The sequence below is a fragment of the Bradyrhizobium sp. JYMT SZCCT0428 genome, assembly GCF_018131075.1.
In the GTDB taxonomy this organism is placed as follows: domain Bacteria; phylum Pseudomonadota; class Alphaproteobacteria; order Rhizobiales; family Xanthobacteraceae; genus Bradyrhizobium.
This window is the reverse complement of sequence record NZ_JAFCLS010000061.1, coordinates 1-17397: the sequence shown is the minus strand read 5'-3', so window position 1 is coordinate 17397 and position 17397 is coordinate 1. Positions and strand designations below refer to the sequence as shown.

General features: G+C 63.8%; 16 protein-coding genes and 1 pseudogene. 10 read left to right on the top strand and 7 right to left on the bottom strand.

What is annotated here, in order from left to right; genetic code table 11:
- Positions 1–5: 5 nt before the first annotated feature.
- From kdsA to secG, 4 genes are all read right to left on the bottom strand, one after another.
- Entirely contained in the window at positions 6–860 is an 855-nt protein-coding gene (gene kdsA / locus JQ575_RS37975; RefSeq protein ID WP_212038302.1) for a 3-deoxy-8-phosphooctulonate synthase, read from the bottom strand.
- A gap of 91 nt (positions 861–951) precedes the next feature.
- Positions 952–1278, bottom strand: a complete 327-nt coding sequence (locus JQ575_RS37970; protein WP_192739554.1) for an NIPSNAP family protein — start codon at positions 1276–1278, stop codon at positions 952–954.
- An 87-nt stretch (positions 1279–1365) separates the two neighbouring features.
- Positions 1366–2997 (bottom strand): CTP synthase, encoded by a 1632-nt coding sequence (locus JQ575_RS37965; protein ID WP_212038301.1) that lies wholly within the window; start codon positions 2995–2997, stop codon positions 1366–1368.
- A gap of 166 nt (positions 2998–3163) precedes the next feature.
- The gene (secG, locus tag JQ575_RS37960) at positions 3164–3547 is read right to left on the bottom strand and encodes a preprotein translocase subunit SecG (protein ID WP_212038300.1); all 384 of its coding nucleotides are present in this window, start codon (positions 3545–3547) and stop codon (positions 3164–3166) included.
- 225 nt (positions 3548–3772) lie between these two features.
- Between secG and JQ575_RS37955 the strand changes: the two genes are divergently transcribed.
- The 3 genes from JQ575_RS37955 to JQ575_RS37945 are packed head-to-tail and all read left to right on the top strand — an operon-like array spanning position 3773 to position 5234.
- Positions 3773–4339 carry an XRE family transcriptional regulator gene (locus JQ575_RS37955; RefSeq protein ID WP_212038299.1) on the top strand — a complete coding sequence of 189 codons (567 nt, stop codon included), beginning with the start codon at positions 3773–3775 and terminating at the stop codon, positions 4337–4339.
- A 5-nt stretch (positions 4340–4344) separates the two neighbouring features.
- Positions 4345–4689, top strand: coding sequence for a hypothetical protein (locus JQ575_RS37950; RefSeq protein WP_249167168.1), 345 nt, complete (start codon positions 4345–4347; stop codon positions 4687–4689).
- 5 nt (positions 4690–4694) lie between these two features.
- Complete coding sequence (locus JQ575_RS37945) at positions 4695–5234, top strand: GNAT family N-acetyltransferase (RefSeq protein WP_212038298.1); 540 nt, start codon at positions 4695–4697, stop codon at positions 5232–5234.
- Here the strand turns inward: JQ575_RS37945 and tpiA are convergent.
- Positions 5231–5983, bottom strand: coding sequence for a triose-phosphate isomerase (gene tpiA / locus JQ575_RS37940; RefSeq protein ID WP_212038297.1), 753 nt, complete (start codon positions 5981–5983; stop codon positions 5231–5233). The two genes, JQ575_RS37945 and tpiA, sit on opposite strands and share 4 nt — an antisense overlap.
- A gap of 276 nt (positions 5984–6259) precedes the next feature.
- Between tpiA and JQ575_RS37935 the strand changes: the two genes are divergently transcribed.
- From JQ575_RS37935 to moaC, 4 genes are all read left to right on the top strand, one after another.
- Positions 6260–8158 carry a peptidylprolyl isomerase gene (locus JQ575_RS37935; RefSeq protein ID WP_212038296.1) on the top strand — a complete coding sequence of 633 codons (1899 nt, stop codon included), beginning with the start codon at positions 6260–6262 and terminating at the stop codon, positions 8156–8158.
- A 105-nt stretch (positions 8159–8263) separates the two neighbouring features.
- Positions 8264–9277, top strand: a complete 1014-nt coding sequence (gene trpD / locus JQ575_RS37930) for an anthranilate phosphoribosyltransferase (RefSeq protein WP_212038295.1) — start codon at positions 8264–8266, stop codon at positions 9275–9277.
- Positions 9278–9294: 17 nt separating this feature from the next.
- A complete protein-coding gene (gene trpC, locus JQ575_RS37925; RefSeq protein WP_212038294.1) occupies positions 9295–10116 on the top strand; it encodes an indole-3-glycerol phosphate synthase TrpC in 822 nt (273 codons plus the stop codon).
- A gap of 3 nt (positions 10117–10119) precedes the next feature.
- Positions 10120–10620: a cyclic pyranopterin monophosphate synthase MoaC gene (gene moaC, locus JQ575_RS37920; protein ID WP_212038293.1), complete on the top strand. Its 501-nt coding sequence runs from the start codon at positions 10120–10122 to the stop codon at positions 10618–10620.
- A 60-nt stretch (positions 10621–10680) separates the two neighbouring features.
- On the opposite strand, the gene JQ575_RS37915 is transcribed toward moaC, so the two are convergent.
- Positions 10681–11271 (bottom strand): CGNR zinc finger domain-containing protein, encoded by a 591-nt coding sequence (locus JQ575_RS37915; RefSeq protein ID WP_212038292.1) that lies wholly within the window; start codon positions 11269–11271, stop codon positions 10681–10683.
- A 96-nt stretch (positions 11272–11367) separates the two neighbouring features.
- Here JQ575_RS37915 and JQ575_RS37910 point away from each other — a divergent pair, with 96 nt between their 5' ends.
- The 3 genes and pseudogenes from JQ575_RS37910 (at position 11368) to JQ575_RS37905 (ending at position 15492) form a co-directional block, all read left to right on the top strand.
- Entirely contained in the window at positions 11368–12354 is a 987-nt protein-coding gene (locus tag JQ575_RS37910) for an MFS transporter (protein ID WP_312016094.1), read from the top strand.
- Positions 12351–12611, top strand: a complete 261-nt coding sequence (locus tag JQ575_RS46265; protein WP_312016093.1) for a hypothetical protein — start codon at positions 12351–12353, stop codon at positions 12609–12611. Before JQ575_RS37910 ends, JQ575_RS46265 begins: the two co-directional genes overlap by 4 nt.
- 158 nt (positions 12612–12769) lie before the next feature.
- A pseudogene (locus JQ575_RS37905) lies at positions 12770–15492 on the top strand (EAL domain-containing protein).
- Positions 15493–15502: 10 nt separating this feature from the next.
- Here the strand turns inward: JQ575_RS37905 and JQ575_RS37900 are convergent.
- Positions 15503–16846: a S41 family peptidase gene (locus JQ575_RS37900; protein WP_212038291.1), complete on the bottom strand. Its 1344-nt coding sequence runs from the start codon at positions 16844–16846 to the stop codon at positions 15503–15505.
- Positions 16847–17397 lie beyond the last annotated feature (551 nt).

Below are 17397 nucleotides of genomic sequence, written 5' to 3'. Positions count from 1 at the left end.
CAGCCTCACTGGCGCGCTCCGCGCTTGGACAGCGCGTCAAACTCCATCAGGGTTTTTACCAGCGCTTCGAACTCGCGCAGCGGCACCATGTTGGGTCCGTCCGACGGCGCGTTATCAGGGTCGGGATGGGTTTCGATGAACACGCCGGCAACACCGACCGCGACCGCCGCGCGGGCCAGCACCGGCACGAATTCGCGCTCGCCGCCTGATGAAGTGCCCTTCCCGCCCGGCTGCTGCACCGAATGGGTAGCGTCGAAAATCACGGGCGCGCCTGTCGTGCGCGCCATGATCGGCAGCGCGCGCATATCCGACACCAGCGTGTTGTAGCCAAAGGATGCGCCACGTTCGGTGACCAGCACGTTCGGATTGCCGCCTGATGTGATCTTGCTGACGACGTTGGCCATGTCCCACGGCGCCAGAAACTGCCCCTTCTTGACGTTGACGATTTTGCCGGTCGCCGCCGCCGCCGTCAGCAGGTCGGTCTGCCGGCACAGGAAGGCCGGGATCTGCAGCACGTCCACCGCCTGCGCCACCTCGGCGCATTGCGAGGCCTCATGCACGTCTGTCAGCACGGGCAGTCCGAGCGAGGAACGTATCTCGGCGAAGATCGGCAACGCCTGCGCAAGCCCGATGCCGCGCGCGGCCGAGGCGCTGGTGCGGTTGGCCTTGTCGAACGAGGTCTTGTAGACGAGCCCGATTTTAAGGCGGCTCGCGATCTCCTTCAGCGCCGACGCCACCTCGAGCGCGTGGCTGCGGCTTTCGAGCTGGCACGGGCCGGCGATGATCGAAATCGGCAAGTGGTTGCCGAATTGGACCGAACCAGCCGTCACCACCGGTGCTGCAGAGATGTTCGCGCTCAAGGGTATTTCCTTCGTTCAGCGCGGACCATGCCGGTCCGCGCCATCAGGATCAACCCTGTTTAACCCCGGAATATCAGGGTTGCACGCCCGGTTACTTCACCGAGGAGAATGCCGTCGGCACCAGCAACTGGCTGACGATGTTGTCGATGATCTGGCCGTCCTCTTCGCTCTTGGCGCGGCCGGCGATCCAATCGGGGTCGGACTGAAAGGCCGTCCATTTCTTTTCGCGGTCGGCGAGCGAATCCCAGGCGACGAAATAGGTCAGTTCCTGGTTCGAGGTCCCGATCAGCGTGGTGTAGAAACCGGCCTGCTTGATGCCGTGCTTGTCCCACAATTTCAGCGTCAGCGTATCGAAGCGCTTCATCAGCGCCGGCAGACGGCCCGGCAGACAGCGATAGACACGCATTTCCATAATCATCGGCTTCACTCCCCTGATTGTTGTTCTTGCAGGTAACGGAAGCGGTTTGTCGCAACAATTGGCGCGTTCGTCAAAGGCCGTCCGCCACTACACCAGCCGCGACTGCACCACCGCCGCCTGAATGAACGACGCGAACAGGGGATGCGGCTCGAACGGGCGCGATTTGAGTTCGGGGTGGAATTGCACGCCGATGAACCAGGGATGGTCCTCATATTCGACGATCTCCGGCAGCACGCCGTCGGGCGACAGGCCCGAGAAGCGCAGGCCGTGCTGTTCGAGGCGGTCCTTGTAGGCGGTGTTGACCTCGTAGCGGTGGCGGTGGCGTTCCGAAATCTCGGTGGCGCCGCCATAGACTTCGGATACCCGGCTGCCGCGCGTGAGCGCCGCCGGATAGGCGCCCAGCCGCATGGTGCCGCCGAGATCGCCGGACTTCGTGCGCTTCTCGAGTTCGTTGCCGCGCAGCCATTCCGTCATCAGGCCGACCAGCGGCTCCTTGGTCGGACCGAACTCGGTGGAATTTGCGTCCTCGATGCCGACCAGATTTCGCGCGGCTTCGATCACGGCCATCTGCATGCCGAAGCAGATGCCGAAATACGGCACGTCGCGAACCCGCGCGAATTGCGCCGCGCGGATCTTGCCTTCGGCGCCGCGCTGACCAAACCCGCCGGGCACCAGGATGCCGTTGACGTGTTCGAGGAACGGAGCCGGATCCTCGTGCTCGAACACCTCGCTCTCGATCCAGTCGAGATTGACTTTCACCTTGTTGGCGATGCCGCCATGCGACAGCGCCTCGATCAGCGATTTATACGCATCCTTCATGCCGGTGTATTTGCCGACGATGGCGATAGTGACCGCGCCTTCGGGGTTGCGCACCCGCTCGTTGATGTCGTTCCAACTCTGCATCGCGGGCGGGATCTTCGGCGCGATGCCGAACGCGGCCAGCACTTCGTCATCGAGGCCGGCCTCGTGGTAGGCTTGCGGCACCGCGTAGATGTTGTCGACGTCCCTCGCCTCGATAACCGCGCTTTCGCGCACGTTGCAGAACAGACCGAGCTTGCGCCGCTCTTCCTTCGGAATCTCGCGGTCGGTGCGGCACAGCAGGATGTCCGGCTGGATGCCGATCGAACGCAGCTCCTTGACCGAATGCTGGGTCGGCTTGGTCTTCAGCTCGCCTGCGCTCGGGATGAACGGCAGCAGCGTCAGATGAATGTAAACCGCGTGATCGCGCGGCAATTCGTTCTTGAGCTGACGGATGGCTTCAAAGAACGGCAACCCCTCGATGTCGCCGACGGTGCCGCCGATCTCCACCAGCACGAAATCATATTCGTCATTGCCGGAGAGGACGAATTCCTTGATCGCGTTGGTGACGTGCGGCACCACTTGGATCGTCGCCCCCAGATAATCGCCGCGGCGTTCCTTGGTGATGATGTCCTGATAGATGCGCCCGGTGGTGATGTTGTCGGCCTTGGTGGCCGGCCGCCCCGTGAAGCGCTCATAATGGCCGAGATCGAGATCGGTCTCGGCGCCGTCGTCGGTCACGAACACTTCACCGTGCTGATACGGCGACATCGTTCCGGGATCGAGATTGAGATAGGGGTCGAGTTTGCGGAGACGGACCTTGTACCCGCGTGCCTGCAACAGCGCGCCGAGTGCCGCTGAAGCCAGACCTTTGCCGAGCGAAGAAACCACGCCGCCGGTGATGAATATGTACCGCGCCATGGGACTCAACCTTTAAGGCCACTGCTCCGATTCGCCAAAACGAATCGCTCGCCAGAGCGAACATTTTGCCGGGCTGTGGGTGACGTGAAAATTAAAGCGATTTCAGAGCATTGATGGGAAGTTCTGATGCAGGACGGTAGTCGCCGTCCTGCATAGCCACCCTGCTTTATTGCGAACGCGGTGCTTGCGGGCCCGACGGCGCCGGCGGGCTCTGCTGTTCGTCGACCTTCTTCAGCGTATCCAGAACGCCGCCGCTGGTCGGCGGCGCGATCGGTGCCCCTCCGGGCTGGGACGGCGTCGCCGGGCCCGTGAGAATCGAGCTGGGCTTGCGATCGAGGCCTGCGGACCAGGCCAAATACAGGCTGGTGACAAAGAAGCCTGCCGCCAAAATCGCGGTCATCCGCGTCAACAGATTGGAGGTTCCGCGGCTCGACATGAAGCCGGCGCCGCCGCCCATGCCAAGGCCGCCGCCTTCGGATTTCTGCAGCAATACCGCGCCGATCAGCACGGCGACGATCATGAGGTGAACGACAATAACGACGGCCTGCATTTCTAACCTTCCGTCACAAGCAATGAGCGCCGGGCTTCGGCTGCACTATTGAGCTTGCGGGTTTTCCTGAAGTTGCGCGGTGTTACACGATCGGACGGGGCATTGTCACCCCCAACGGCTGCACCGGAGATAATTGCCGCAGGCTTTCCAACAAGCTGCGAAGACGCACGAAGTCGCGAGATTTCCAGGTTGCGAACAGCCGCAAACTTCTATTATAGTAGACATATGGATACTATTGTGGACGATTTGAGCAGCCGGCTGGCGCAGCGCCTGCGTCTCGAGCGCGACAGCCGCGGCTGGTCGCTGGCCGACCTCGCCGAACGATCGGGGGTCTCAAAGGCGACCATCAGCAAGATCGAACGTGCCGAGGTCAGCCCGACCGCGGTGGTGCTGGTCCGGCTCGCAAGCGCCTTCGACCTCACGCTTGCCGGCCTGATGTTGCGCGCCGAGGGCCAGGGCGAGCGCCTTTCGCGTGCCAGCGAACAGCCGGCCTGGCGCGATCCAGAGACCGGCTATCTGCGCACGCAGGTATTCAATCGCCCCGATCATCCGCTCGAAGTCATCAGGGTCGAATTGCCGGCTCGACAGCGCGTGACGCTGCCGGCCTCATCCTACGCCCATATCCGTCAGGTGGTCTGGGTACAGGCGGGCGCACTCGTGATCATCGAGGCCGGCGAACGGTATCTTCTTGGCACCGGCGATTGCCTCGGATTCGGTCCGCCCGCGGAGACGACCTTCGCCAATGAGAGCGCCGCACCCTGCACCTATGTCGTGGCGCTGGCCCGGAGCTAGCAACGATGCCGGAGGTCGCCCTCAAGAACACCGCGATCGAACAGGCGCTCCCTGACAACGACATAGCGGCCGGCCACAATGGCGGCCCACCCCTCGACGATGCGCACCGGCCGGAATGGGGTGATGGAGGAATCGGAAATTACTTCTACTGGAAGGCTGCGCACCGCAGGGCGTGGCACAATCCCTCACCCGGCATCGTCGCCTTTCGCATTCAAAAGGCCGAACGGCTCGGGCTCACTTATGAAGAGTACACGTTGGAAATTCTCGAACGCGGCCGACATCTCCAGATCGAGGATGTCGAGCGAATTGCAGAGATCAAGCAGGCCCGTGCGGCCAGGAAACGAGGCTGAACGACATGCCTGAAATCGAGATCAAACCCTTGAGCCCGTCGCCCGATATCCGCGCGAGCCTCAGCGAGATACTGATCGAAGCGGTGGCCCATGGCGGCTCGGTCAGCTTCATGCATCCGCTGCACCAGGAGGTCGCAAATGCCTTCTGGGAGAAATCGCTGGCCGCGGCGGCGCGCGGAGAACGGATCATTCTGGGCGCCTTCGACGGCGACCAAATGGTCGGAACGGTAACGCTGGTGCTCGACCTTGCGCTCAACCAGCCGCACCGGGCGGAAATCGTCAAGATGATCACGCGGCTCAGCCATCGCGGCCGCGGCGTTGCCAAGGCACTGCTGTACGCCGCCGAACGCGTGGCGATCGAGCATGGGCGCTGGCTGCTGGTGCTCGACACCGCCGACGACGAAGGCGCGTCCGGATTATACGAGCGCGTCGGCTTCAAGTTGGCCGGGATCATTCCGGACTACGCTTACAAGCCTCTCGGCGGCATGACAGGCACGATGTTCTACTGGAAGCGCCTGCAGAACAACGCCCCCGCGCAAGGCTAGCATCCCGCTGCGATCGCCAAAAAGTCCGCTGCCTTCAGGCTGGCGCCGCCGACCAGTGCGCCGTTGACGTTGGCTACCGCCATCAACTCGGCCGCATTGGATGGCTTGACCGAACCGCCATAGAGAATCCGGATCTTGCCGCCCTCGGCCTTAAATCGGTCGGTGAGAACACCCCGGATAAATGCATGAACTTGCTCGACATCTTTTGCCGTCGGGGTCAGCCCGGTGCCGATCGCCCAGACCGGTTCATAGGCCACCACTAGATTGGCTGACGTCGATCCGTCCGGCAGCGAGCCTTTGAGCTGGCCTCCGCAGACATCCAGCGTCTGCCCGGCGTCGCGCTGGCCCTGGGTTTCGCCGATACAGACGATGGCGGTCAGCCCCGCCCGCCAGGCGGCTTCCGCTTTCTGCCGGACCAGGGCGTCGGTCTCGCCATGGTCGGCGCGGCGCTCGGAATGGCCCACAATGATGGCGCTGGCGCCGGCATCGGCCAGCATTTCCGCCGAGAGGTCGCCGGTATGGGCGCCCGAGGCCTTCGGGTGGCAATCCTGGGCGCCGACGGCGATTTTTGAGCCCTTCGCCTTATCGGCAAAGCCCGCGATCAGCGTCGCCGGCGGGCAGACCAGCAGGTCGGCCTTGGCGGCCACCGCTGCGGCACCTTCGCGCATCGCATCAAATTCGGCCAGCGAGGACTTGAGGCCGTTCATTTTCCAGTTGCCGGCAATCAGGTGCCGAATGGCGTCGGGCATGTCGATTTTCTCTCGAATATGGGCTCCCCATCCGCTAGCAGAGGCGCGCCACCAGTTCCAGATACCGCTTCAAGTGATCTCTGAGCCGTTAACCGCTTCAAATGGCGAGGTTACGGGCACGCAACCGAGGTTGCGAGCGCCCGAACCGAGGTTGCGGGGCGGCGACTGCCACTTTATGATGCGATATCAACTCGGGTAGACGCCCTGTTGCGGTATTCCAATCGGAAACCGCCTTGGGTATCACCCGGTTCCCCTCCTACAAAACAAGTTGGACCCATGCTTCGAGGAATACGCAAAGCCTCATCAAACTGGCTCGGCAAGGCCGTCATGAGCGTCGTGATGGGCGTGCTGATTCTCAGCTTTGCTGTCTGGGGCATCGCCGACATCTTCAAGGGCTTTGGGCAGTCGACGCTGGCCACGATCGGCAAGACCGAGATCTCGACCGAGCAATTCCGCCAGATCTACACCGACAAGCTCCAGCAATTGGGCCGTCAGTTCGGCCGGCCGCTGACCCAGGAGCAGGCCCGCTTGTTTGGGCTTGATCGTCAGGTGCTGCAGCAGACCATCGCGGAAGCCGCCCTCGACGAGGAGGCGCGGCGCATGGGCCTTGCCCAGTCGGATGCCGAGGCCATGCGGATCATCTACAGCGATCCCGCTTTCAAGGGATTGGGCGGCAATTTCGATCCGGCGCGCTTCCAGGCCACTATCCGCCAGGCCGGTTACACCGAGCAGCGCTACCTCGCCGAGCGGCGGCGCGTGGGCTTGCGGCGCCAGATCGCGGAAACCGTCACCGCCGGGCTCGAGCCGCCGAAGCTCATGATCGATGCCTTGACCCGGTACCAGAACGAGCAGCGCTCGGTCGACTACATCAAACTCGACGCTGCGCAGGCCGGCACCATCGACACACCCTCGCCCGAGACGCTCGCCGCCTATTTCGAAGACCACAAGACCCAGTTCCGCGCACCCGAATTTCGCAAACTGTCGTTCATCGTGGTCAGCCCCGAGGAACTCGGCAAATGGTCCGAAGTCTCCGACGAGGATGCGAAGAAGGTATTCGAGCAGAGCCGTAACCGGATCGGTACGCCCGAGAAGCGCGAAGTGCAGCAGATGGTGTTTCAAAACGCCGAGGAAGCCCTCACCGCGCGCAGCCGCATCACATCCGGAATGTCGTTCGACGACGTCGCCAAGGAACACAACGCCAATCTTGTTGACCTCGGCATGACGGCAAAATCCGCCATCATCGATCCGGCCATCGCCGACGCGGCGTTCGCGCTGTCCTCCGGCGAGGTGAGCCAGCCGATCAAAGGCCAGTTCGTCGTGGCGCTGGTCAAGGTCGGCAAGATCGAACCGGCTACGACGCCTTCCTATGAAAGCGTCGCGGCGCAGATAAAAAAGGAAATCGGGACCGAGCGGGCGCGCGGCAAGGTCGCCGAACTCCACAACAAGATGGAAGACGAGCGTGGCGGCGGCGCCAGCGTGGTGGAAGCCGCGCAGAAGCTCGGACTGACCGCAGTCACCATCGAGGCCGTCGACCGCTCCGGCCGCGGCCCTGACGGCCAGCCGGTCGGCAATATTCCGCGTGGTCTCGACGTGGTCTCGCAAGCCTTCGCAAGCAATGTCGGCGTCGACAACGATCCGATCCAGTTTGCCGGCGGCTATGTCTGGTACGACGTACTCGGCGTTACACCGTCGCGTGAACGCAATCTCGACGAGGTCCGCGCCCAGGTCGAAGCCAAGTGGCGCGAAGACCAGATCTCGAGCAAGCTGCGCGCGAAGGCGACCGAGATGGTCGGCAAGCTCGAGCGTGGCGGCACCTTGGCCGAAGAGGCCGCGTCGATCGGCTCGAAGGTCGAAACCGCAACCGGCTTCCGGCGCGACGCCGCTCCATCCGGCGTGCCCTCGAGCCTCATCACCGCGGCGTTTCGCACCGCCAAGGATGGCGCCGGACAAACCGCCGGCGCCGGGGGCAGCGAGTGGATCGTGTACCGCGTCACCGATGTCAGCATGCCCTCGGTCAACGTCGCTGCCGACGAGGTCAAGAAACTGAAGGAGACATTGCTGCGGGGCCTCACCGACGAACAGGTTGCGCAGTACGTCACGAAGATCGAGTCAGAGATCGGCACGACCATCAACCAGGCGGCCTTCGCACAGGTGACGGGCGCGAACAGCAACTGAGCATGATCCGGGACGTGGGCACCGGTTTTCCCTCGACAAGCGCGTAGCGTTTGCTCGAAGGTCATGCTCAAGAGATAAAGACGTCCCAATCCTGAAAGCAACGCGATGGACGACCTCAAATCTATCATCGGAAAAGTCGCCACCGGTGCGACGCTGTCGCGTGAGGAGGCCGCCTCCGCCTTCGACAGCATGATGTCCGGCGAGGCGACGCCTTCGCAGATGGGCGGACTATTGATGGCGCTGCGGGTGCGCGGCGAGACGGTCGACGAGATCACCGGCGCGGTGTCGGCGATGCGCGGCAAGATGCTGCGGGTCAAGGCGCCGGCTGAGGCCGTCGACGTGGTCGGCACCGGCGGCGACGGTTCCGGGTCGGTGAACGTGTCGACCTGCGCCTCCTTCATTGTCGCGGGCGCCGGCGTGCCCGTCGCAAAACACGGCAACCGCGCGCTGTCTTCGCGCTCCGGGGCGGCCGACGTATTGGCCTCGCTCGGTGTCAGGATCGACCTTTCACCCGCCCAGGTCGGCCGTTGCGTACAGGAAGCCGGCATCGGATTCATGTTCGCGCCCGCCCACCATCCGGCCATGAAGAACGTCGGCCCGACGCGGGTCGAACTCGCCACGCGTACGATCTTCAACCTGCTCGGACCGCTGTCCAACCCGGCCGGCGTCAAGCGGCAAATGGTCGGCGTATTCTCGAGGCACTGGGTGCAGCCGCTGGCGCAGGTGCTGAAGAACCTCGGCTCCGAGTCGGTCTGGGTGGTGCACGGCTCCGACGGTCTCGACGAAATCACCCTCACCGGCCCGAGCTTTGTCGCGAGCCTCGAGAACGGCAATATCCGCACCTTCGAGGTGACGCCGGAAGAGGCCGGCCTCGCCCGCGTCGGCGGCGAAGCGTTGAAGGGCGGCGATGCCGACGCCAACGCAGTGGCGCTGCAAAGCGTGCTCGACGGCAAGCCGAGTGCGTATCGTAACGTTGCTCTCCTGAACGCCGCGGCGGCGCTGATCGTCGCCGGCCGCGCCAGGGATTTGAAGGAAGGCGTCGCGCTGGGCACCAAGTCGCTCGACGGCGGTGCCGCCGCTGCAAAACTCAAGCATTTGATCGCGGTGTCCAACGGCTGACCGCGGGAGCGCCTGACATGTCCGACATCCTGAGCAAGATCGAGACTTACAAGCGCGAGGAGATCGCCGCCGCCAAGCGGACGCATCCGCTGGCAAGCCTGGAAGCACTGGCCAAAACCGCGCCGCCGCCGCGCGGCTTCTTGCGCGCGATCCGTGAAAAGCTTGATCGCGGTGACTATGCGCTGATCGCCGAAGTGAAAAAGGCTTCGCCCTCCAAGGGGCTGATCCGTGCCGATTTCGATCCGCCGGCATTGGCGAAAGCCTATGAAGCCGGTGGGGCGGCGTGTCTGTCGATCCTGACCGATACGCCGTCGTTCCAGGGCCACCTCGATTTCATGGTCGCGGCGCGTGCGGCGACCAATTTGCCGGTGCTGCGCAAGGATTTCCTGTTCGACACCTATCAGGTGGTCGAGGCCCGCGCCCATGGCGCCGACTGCATCCTGATCATCATGGCCGCACTTGACGACGGCACGGCCAGAGATCTGGAAGATGCCGCCATCGCGCATGGCATGGACGTGCTGATCGAAATCCACGACCGCGCTGAGCTCGATCGCGCGCTAAAGCTTCGCTCGCCGATGATCGGCGTCAATAACCGCAATTTGCGCAGCTTCGAGACCACGCTGGTGACCAGCGAGGCGCTCGCGCCGCTGATCCCCGGGGATCGCCTGATGGTCGGTGAAAGCGGCATCTTTACGCCGGCAGACCTGGCGCGCCTCGCGCGCGTCGGCATGGCGACCTTCCTGGTCGGCGAAAGCCTGATGCGCCAGGCCGACGTCACTGCGGCAACGCGGGCATTGCTGGCCCGTACCGACGTGCCGCGCGCCACCGGGACGCGCTAGGCGATGGCGCGGAAGGCTTCCAAAGGCGGCGCCCTCACCCACATCGATGCATCGGGCGAAGCGCGGATGGTCGACGTGTCGGCCAAACCCGCCACCGAACGCACAGCCGTGGCCGAAGGCCGCGTGGTCATGAGCAAGGCGACGCTCGAACTGATCGTCTCCGGCAACGCCAAAAAGGGCGACGTGCTGGGCACCGCCCGCATTGCCGGCATCATGGCGGCCAAGCGTACGTCGGATCTGATCCCGCTGTGCCATCCGCTGGCGCTATCGAAGGTCACGCTCGACATTACGCCCGACAAGAAATTGCCCGGCTGCATCGTCCGCGCCACCGTGAAGGTCACCGGGCCGACCGGCGTCGAGATGGAAGCGCTGACGGCGGTGTCGGTCGCATGCCTGACGATCTACGACATGATCAAGGCAGTCGAGCGCGGTGTGCGGATCGAAGGCATTCACCTGGTCGAGAAAAAGGGCGGCAAGTCCGGACATTACCGCGCCGGGACCTGATCGCAATCGGCGAGGAAACACCGTTCAGTCGGTCGTGACTGAGTCACGGGTCACAGTGATTTATCCGGCGTTGCGTTGTCGCTTGCGATAGCTGCGTGTCTTCATCCGGTTCCCGCATAGCGACGACATGCACCAGCGCCGCGTCGATGGTTTCGAGCGATCGAAAAACACTCGGCGGCATTCGTCAGACGCGCACATTTTCAGCCGGTCAAGAGTTCCATTTCTCGAGCCGTCATAGAGTTCTGCGACAATCGGCGACAGTCCTGCGAGCGCTTCTTCGCGCGCCCCCCGCAGCACCATGCCGTCATCCCCTGCGGCCACGACCAGCGGAAAATATTTCAGCGCTTTGCTCAGCGCGCGGACTGCATCCCTGTTTCCGCGCCGCTCCAGCGGATCGCACTGCAGATAGTCGCGCACCAACGTCCGTAGTTCGATCGCGGTCGTAAACATCGCCGTCGTGATCTTCGCGCTGGTGGGCGCCAGCCCGCGCTGCGACATCCAGCTCGAAAGCTCCCGCGCGCTGGTCAATTCATCGCCTTGCGGATGCGGCACGCCGTGATGCGTGAAGTGCCTGACATCGAGCGTATTGGCGAAATCATAGAGATTGGCCAGTTCGTCCGGAACGCCGAACTTTTTTGATTCCCGCGACATCGACACCAGTAAAACATATTTACCGGTTGACAGCAAGGGACACCAGTATAATCAGTATACCGGTGTTATACCCAACCGTTTCGAGAGGAGCCCGCCATGAGCCACGAGGCAACCTGGTCCCGTACGGGGATTTTCTACGGCTGGTTCGTCGTGGCCGCCGCATTCGCGGTGACCTTTGTCGGTTTCGGCTGCGCCTATACGTTCAGCGCGTTTCTGGAGTCGCTGCAGCGCGATTTCGGCGCCTCGCGCGGCTCGGTCTCGCTGGTGTTTTCGCTCGCGGGCTTTCTCTATTTTGCCCTGGGCATCGTCAGTGGCCCCCTCGCCGACCGCTACGGCTCCCGCCGCCTCGCGCTGGCAGGCATGCTGCTGATCGGCCTGGGGCTCGCCGCGGCGGGTGCGGCACGCAATCTGGTCGAGGTCTATGCCGCTTACGGCCTCGGTGTCGGACTTGGCATCGGCTTCGCCTATGTGCCCGCGGTCGGCGCGGTGCAGCGGTGGTTCGTGCGGCGGCGCGGCTTTGCCTCCGGTCTTGCCGTGAGCGGGATCGGGGTTGGCACGCTGGTGATGCCGCCGCTGGCGACGCTGCTGATCGAGGCCTTGGGATGGCGCGGCGCTTACCTCGCGCTCGGCGCCATCGCCGCTATCGTTGGCGGCGGGATGGCGCTGCTGCTGGAGAACGATCCTCGCGCGCGCGGTCTCAACCCTGACGGCGATCCGGTCCTGCCCGGCGCCATCCCGGCGCAGGCGCAGGGCGCCACGGTCAGCGAAGCGATCCGCTCACCGCACTTCGTTGCGCTTTATGCCGCCTGCCTGATCTGCTCGTTCGGCCTGTTCGTGCCGTTCGTGCACCTCGTTCCCTATGCCGGGGATCACGGCGTTGCAGCCTCCTCCGCGGTGCTGCTGCTCGGTGTCATCGGCATCGGTTCTACCGCCGGCCGCTTCTTCCTCGGCGGGCTCGCTGACCGGATCGGCCGCCAAACCGCCCTGCTGCTGCTCTTCATCGGCATGGCAGGCGCGCTGGCGATCTGGCTGGTCTCGACGAATTTCTGGCAGCTCGCCGGCTTCGCCTCGTCTATGGCATGATCTACGGCGCCTGGGTCGCAGTGCTTCCGGCCGTGGTGATGGATTATTTCGGCGGACGCGATGTCAGCGGCATCATCGGCATCCTCTACACCAGCGTCGCGTTCGGCACCCTGATCGGTCCCAGCACCGCCGGCTACGCATTCGATCTCACGGGCGATTATACGCTGCCGATCCTGGCCGGCGTCGCCGCCAACATCATCGCCGCCGCCATCGTCGCAATCATGTTCCGCCCGACCCGCGCACCCGTTTGGAACTAGGCCCTGCCGAGGTTGTCATGGGCCACATTCGCTACCTGGCTAACGTTTCGTTAACCAGACTTGCTAATGTCAATTCCATCTCGGCGCGGTAGCACAGTGACGGGCCGGAAGTACGCAACACTGCTTCCGGGATTATTTCCTGGCAGCGATCTCGTTCAATGGGTTCCATCAACACCGCCTCATTCAGGATCAAGCCCATCTTTCGCGGCGGTCCGATCCGATGGCTGATCCTGGGCGGCGTGCTGCTGATCGCCGCGATCGCGATCGGCGCGACCGTGATGGCCGGCAACTTCCGCGAACGCGCGCTGCGCAACAGCGAGCGCGAGCTGGAAAACACCGTGCTGCTGCTGGCGCGGCACTTCGATCAACAGCTCGAAGATTTCGAGGTGGTCCAAAAGGACCTCATCACCTTCATGCGCACCAACGGGATCGCCACGTTGGAGAACTACAAGCGTCGGATGTCCACCGAGGAAATCCACCTGATGCTGAAGTCCAAGATGGACGCGCTGTCCTATGTCGGCAGCGTCAACGTTCTGGACGCCGACGGCCAGCTGATCAATTCGTCGGCCGCCTGGCCCGCACCGCCTGTCAATGTGGCGGACCGGGCTTACTTCAGGACTTTCAAGTCCAGCCCGGATTCGCCGGCGATGCTGATCGAGCCGGTCCACAGCCGCATCACCGGCGCCTGGACCACCGTGCTCCTGCGCAAGGTCACCGGCCCGAATGGCGAGTTCCTCGGCGCGATCGGCCGAGGCATCGAACCGGCCAATTTCGAGAGGTCCTTTGCCACGGTGGCGCTCGGCCCCGATGCGGCGATCGCCATGCACCACCGCGACGGCACGCTGCTCGCCCGTTATCCGCACGCGCAGGAATTGATCGGCAGGAACTTCAAGACCGGCCCGGCCCGCCAGCAACAGGTCTTCGACCAGGACCAGACGACGTCCCGCCTGACCAGTCCGCTCGACGGCAGGGACCGCGTGATCTCCTCCCGCGCGCTGAGCAAATTTCCAATCGTGATCGTCGCGTCGACGACGACATCGGCCGCGCTCGCCGACTGGCGCGAGCAGATCAGCCTCCTGATCGCGGTGGCCGGCCTGTCCGTGCTGGCGATTGCCGTGCTGTTGTTTCTGGTGGTGCGCAAGCTCTCGCACAGCACCGCGCGTCGCGGCAGCGGCTGACGCTGGAAAAACAGCGGCTCGACACCGCCGTCAACAACATGACGCAAGGCCTGCTGCTGTTCGATTCCTCGCAGCGCCTCGTCATCTGCAACCAGCGCTATCTCGACATGTACGGCCTGTCGGCCGAGATCGTGAAGCCGGGCTGCAGCTTCCGCGACGTGATCGCGCATCGAAAGCAGACCGGATCGTTCACCGGCGACGTCGACCGCTATGTCGTGCGGGTGCTGCGCGACGTCGGGCAGCGCAACGCGATGATCATCACGACGCCCGACGGACGTTCGGTCCAGGTCGTCAACGAACCGCTGGCGGACGGCGGATGGGTGGCCACCCATGAAGACGTTACCGAACAACGCCAGGCCGAGGAACGCATCACCCACCTCGCCCATTACGACGCGCTGACCGACCTGCCGAACCGCACGCTGTTCCACGAACAACTCAAGCAGGAATTGCCTCACGTCGCGGCCGACCGGCAGCTTGCGGTGCTCTATATCGACATCGACGAGTTCAAGAGCATCAACGACTCGCTCGGACACATGATCGGCGACGAGTTGCTCAAGGCCGTCGCGGTCAGCCTCCGTGCTTGCGTGCGCGAGACCGATTTCGTGGCGAGGCTCGGTGGCGACGAATTCGCCATCGTGCAGACCGGGGTGACGGGCGCCGACGAGGTCACCGAACTCGTCCACCGCATCTATGATGCGATCCGCGCTCCTTACGAATGCCTCGGCCATCACGTGACCACCGACGCCTCGATCGGCATCGCGCTGGCGCCGCAGGACGGTTCCGACCTCGACCAGATCCTGAAAAACGCGGATCTGGCGATGTACGCCGCCAAGGCCGCCGGCCGCCGCACCCATCGTTTCTTCCGGCCGGAAATGGACGCCCAGGTGCGCGCCCGCCGCGTGCTGGAAATGGACCTGCGACAGGCCATCGTCGATGGCGGCTTCGAGGTTTATTACCAGCCTTGTCTGGACCTGCGGGACGGCAGGATCACCGGCTGCGAAGCGCTGGTGCGCTGGCGCCATCCGCAGCGCGGCATCATCTCGCCGGCGGACTTCGTGCCGATCGCCGAAGAGACCGGCCTGATCAATCAGCTCGGCGAATGGGTACTGACCACGGCGTGCGCCGAGGCCGCGACCTGGCCCGACGATGTCCGTCTTGCGGTCAACGTTTCGCCGGTACAGTTCAAGAGCGGCACGCTGGCGCTGAAGGTGATGGCTGCCCTTGGGGCGTCGGGCCTGGCCGCGGGCCGGCTGGAGCTCGAGATCACCGAAGCGGTGCTGATCCGCGACGACGATGCGGCGCTTGCCATCCTGCACCAGCTTCGCGCCATCGGCGTCAGGATAGCGCTCGACGATTTCGGGACCGGCTATTCCTCGCTGAGCTATCTGAAGCGCTTCCCGTTCGACAAGATCAAAATCGACCGCTGCTTCGTCACCGATATCGGCGAGCCGGAAGGCTCGGCCAGCATCGTCGAGGCGGTGGTGAACATCGCCGCCGCGCGCCACATGACGACGACGGCGGAAGGCGTCGAGACCGAGCAGCAGCGCGAATTGCTGCGCGCGCTCGGCTGTTCGGAGATGCAGGGCTATCTGTTCAGCCCGCCACGACCCGGCGCCGACATCAAGCCCCTGCTGCTCGCGCACCGGCCGATGCCTGCCGCCGCGAGCCCTGATCGTTCCCGCAGGCGCAAGCCCGCCGCCTAGAGCGAACGCGCTAGTTCGGCACCGGCCGCTTCGACGACGCAACCGCCGGCGCATTGGCGTTGACGGTGACGCCGCGCAGCAGATTGTAGGCGGCACCGAGCGCCTTGTCGTCCTTTTCGGACGGCGGCACGTAGGATTGCGAACCGGTCTGCTCGGCGCCGTCCCCCGCCAGGTGGCCGCGCATCGACGCTTCGCCCTTCAGTTCGGCACGGTTCTTCAATTCGTCCGGCACGTCCTGCAGCACCTCGATGTCAGGCGTGACACCCTGGGCCTGGATCGATTTTCCGGACGGCGTGAAATAGCGCGCGGTCGTCAATGCCAGCGCGCCGTTGGACTTGCCGAGCGGAATAATCGTCTGCACCGAGCCCTTGCCGAACGAACGCGTGCCGATGATGGTGGCGCGCTTGTGGTCGCGCAAGGCGCCGGCCACGATCTCGGACGCCGATGCCGATCCGCCGTTGATCAGCACGACGAGCGGCTTGCCTTTGGTCAGATCGCCGCCGCGCGCGACGAAACGCTGGGTTTCCTCCGGCGTGCGGCCACGGGTCGAAACCACCTCGCCGCGCCCCATGAAGGCGCTCGACACCGACACCGCCTGGTCGAGCAAGCCGCCCGGATTGTTGCGCAGATCGATGACATAGCCGACGAGCTTGTCGGACGGGATCGACTTTGTAATCTCACCGATCGCCTTGCGCAGGCCGTCGGTGGTCTGCTCGTTGAAGCTGGTAATCCTGATATAGCCGATATCGCCGCCCTCGGTGCGGAAGCGCACCGGCCGCACGCGGATGATTTCGCGTACGATCGCGACCTCGACCGGCGTATCGGCGCCCTTGCGAACGATCTTCAGGCGGATCTTGCTGTTGGCCGGCCCCTTCATCTTGCTGACGGCCTGATCGAGCGTCATCCCCTGAATGGCATCATCATCGATCTGCGTGATCAGATCGCCCGACATGATGCCGGCCTTGGCGGCGGGCGTGTCGTCGATCGGCGCCACCACCTTGACGAGGCCGTCATCCATCGTCACCTCGATGCCGAGACCGCCAAACTCGCCATGCGTGGTCTCCTGCATGTCGTTCCAGCCCTTCGCATTCATGTAGCGCGAATGCGGATCGAGCGAGGAGATCATGCCGTTGATGGCGCCTTCCATCAGCTTGGAATCGTCGGGCTTCTCGACATAGCTGGCGCGAATGCGCTCGAACACGTCACCGAACAGATTGAGCTGCGAATAGGTTCCGTCGGTGCGGGCCGCAGCCTTGGCGGCCGCAACCAGATGCGCCCCCTGCGGTCCGGCGACCAGAAAGGTCAAACAGGCGCCCGTGACCGTGCCGAGGAGAAAGGTGAGATTCCTGCGCATTTGCGATCCTTCTCGCTATCATCAGCCAAATTCAGGTGAATCGGCGTCCCGGGCTCCGGCGCGGTCAACCAACAACGGCTTTTTGGTCGGATCAAGGCGGTTTCGGTCCGGGCCATTACGGGTTTGTTAAGTATAGGATTTTGGCTGGATCGGACTGTTTTTGGGGGGCATATGGCACCCTGTGAATCGTCGTCCCGGCGAACGCAGATGCGCAATTGCGCATCGGAGGACCCATACCGCGTGATCTCTCTATGAAACTCGGTAGTAGAGACCTTCCGCAAAACTACTCCCTGGGGTTATGGGTCCCGGCGCAAGGCCGGGACGACGCAGATATAGTTTCGCATTCTCGCGGCGCATTGCGCCCGAGGTTTGCAGGAAATCTTCTCGCCCTCTCAATTCAGAGGGCGCAGGGAATGCCGGATGCGCGCTGCACCCGCGGTCTCATGTGCGATTGTGCATAAGAATGCTGCACATGAGCATACAGGGCAGCGGAGAACATCCGACATTCCCTGCGCAATGGCTTTACGGCTTATGACGCGCTCTCCCCGGTG

Excerpts from the sequence above, each read along its gene's own strand:
- secG (WP_212038300.1), bottom strand. The coding sequence starts at position 3,547 with ATGCAGGCCGTCGTTATTGTCGTTCACCTCATGATCGTCGCCGTGCTG.
- moaC (WP_212038293.1), top strand. The coding sequence starts at position 10,120 with ATGGCGCGGAAGGCTTCCAAAGGCGGCGCCCTCACCCACATCGATGCA.
- JQ575_RS37935 (WP_212038296.1), top strand. The coding sequence starts at position 6,260 with ATGCTTCGAGGAATACGCAAAGCCTCATCAAACTGGCTCGGCAAGGCC.
- JQ575_RS37915 (WP_212038292.1), bottom strand. The coding sequence starts at position 11,271 with ATGTCGCGGGAATCAAAAAAGTTCGGCGTTCCGGACGAACTGGCCAAT.
- JQ575_RS37965 (WP_212038301.1), bottom strand. The coding sequence starts at position 2,997 with ATGGCGCGGTACATATTCATCACCGGCGGCGTGGTTTCTTCGCTCGGC.
- JQ575_RS37955 (WP_212038299.1), top strand. The coding sequence starts at position 3,773 with ATGGATACTATTGTGGACGATTTGAGCAGCCGGCTGGCGCAGCGCCTG.
- JQ575_RS37900 (WP_212038291.1), bottom strand. The coding sequence starts at position 16,846 with ATGCGCAGGAATCTCACCTTTCTCCTCGGCACGGTCACGGGCGCCTGT.
- JQ575_RS37910 (WP_312016094.1), top strand. The coding sequence starts at position 11,368 with ATGAGCCACGAGGCAACCTGGTCCCGTACGGGGATTTTCTACGGCTGG.
- tpiA (WP_212038297.1), bottom strand. The coding sequence starts at position 5,983 with ATGCCCGACGCCATTCGGCACCTGATTGCCGGCAACTGGAAAATGAAC.
- JQ575_RS46265 (WP_312016093.1), top strand. The coding sequence starts at position 12,351 with ATGATCTACGGCGCCTGGGTCGCAGTGCTTCCGGCCGTGGTGATGGAT.
- JQ575_RS37945 (WP_212038298.1), top strand. The coding sequence starts at position 4,695 with ATGCCTGAAATCGAGATCAAACCCTTGAGCCCGTCGCCCGATATCCGC.
- JQ575_RS37970 (WP_192739554.1), bottom strand. The coding sequence starts at position 1,278 with ATGATTATGGAAATGCGTGTCTATCGCTGTCTGCCGGGCCGTCTGCCG.
- JQ575_RS37950 (WP_249167168.1), top strand. The coding sequence starts at position 4,345 with ATGCCGGAGGTCGCCCTCAAGAACACCGCGATCGAACAGGCGCTCCCT.
- trpC (WP_212038294.1), top strand. The coding sequence starts at position 9,295 with ATGTCCGACATCCTGAGCAAGATCGAGACTTACAAGCGCGAGGAGATC.
- trpD (WP_212038295.1), top strand. The coding sequence starts at position 8,264 with ATGGACGACCTCAAATCTATCATCGGAAAAGTCGCCACCGGTGCGACG.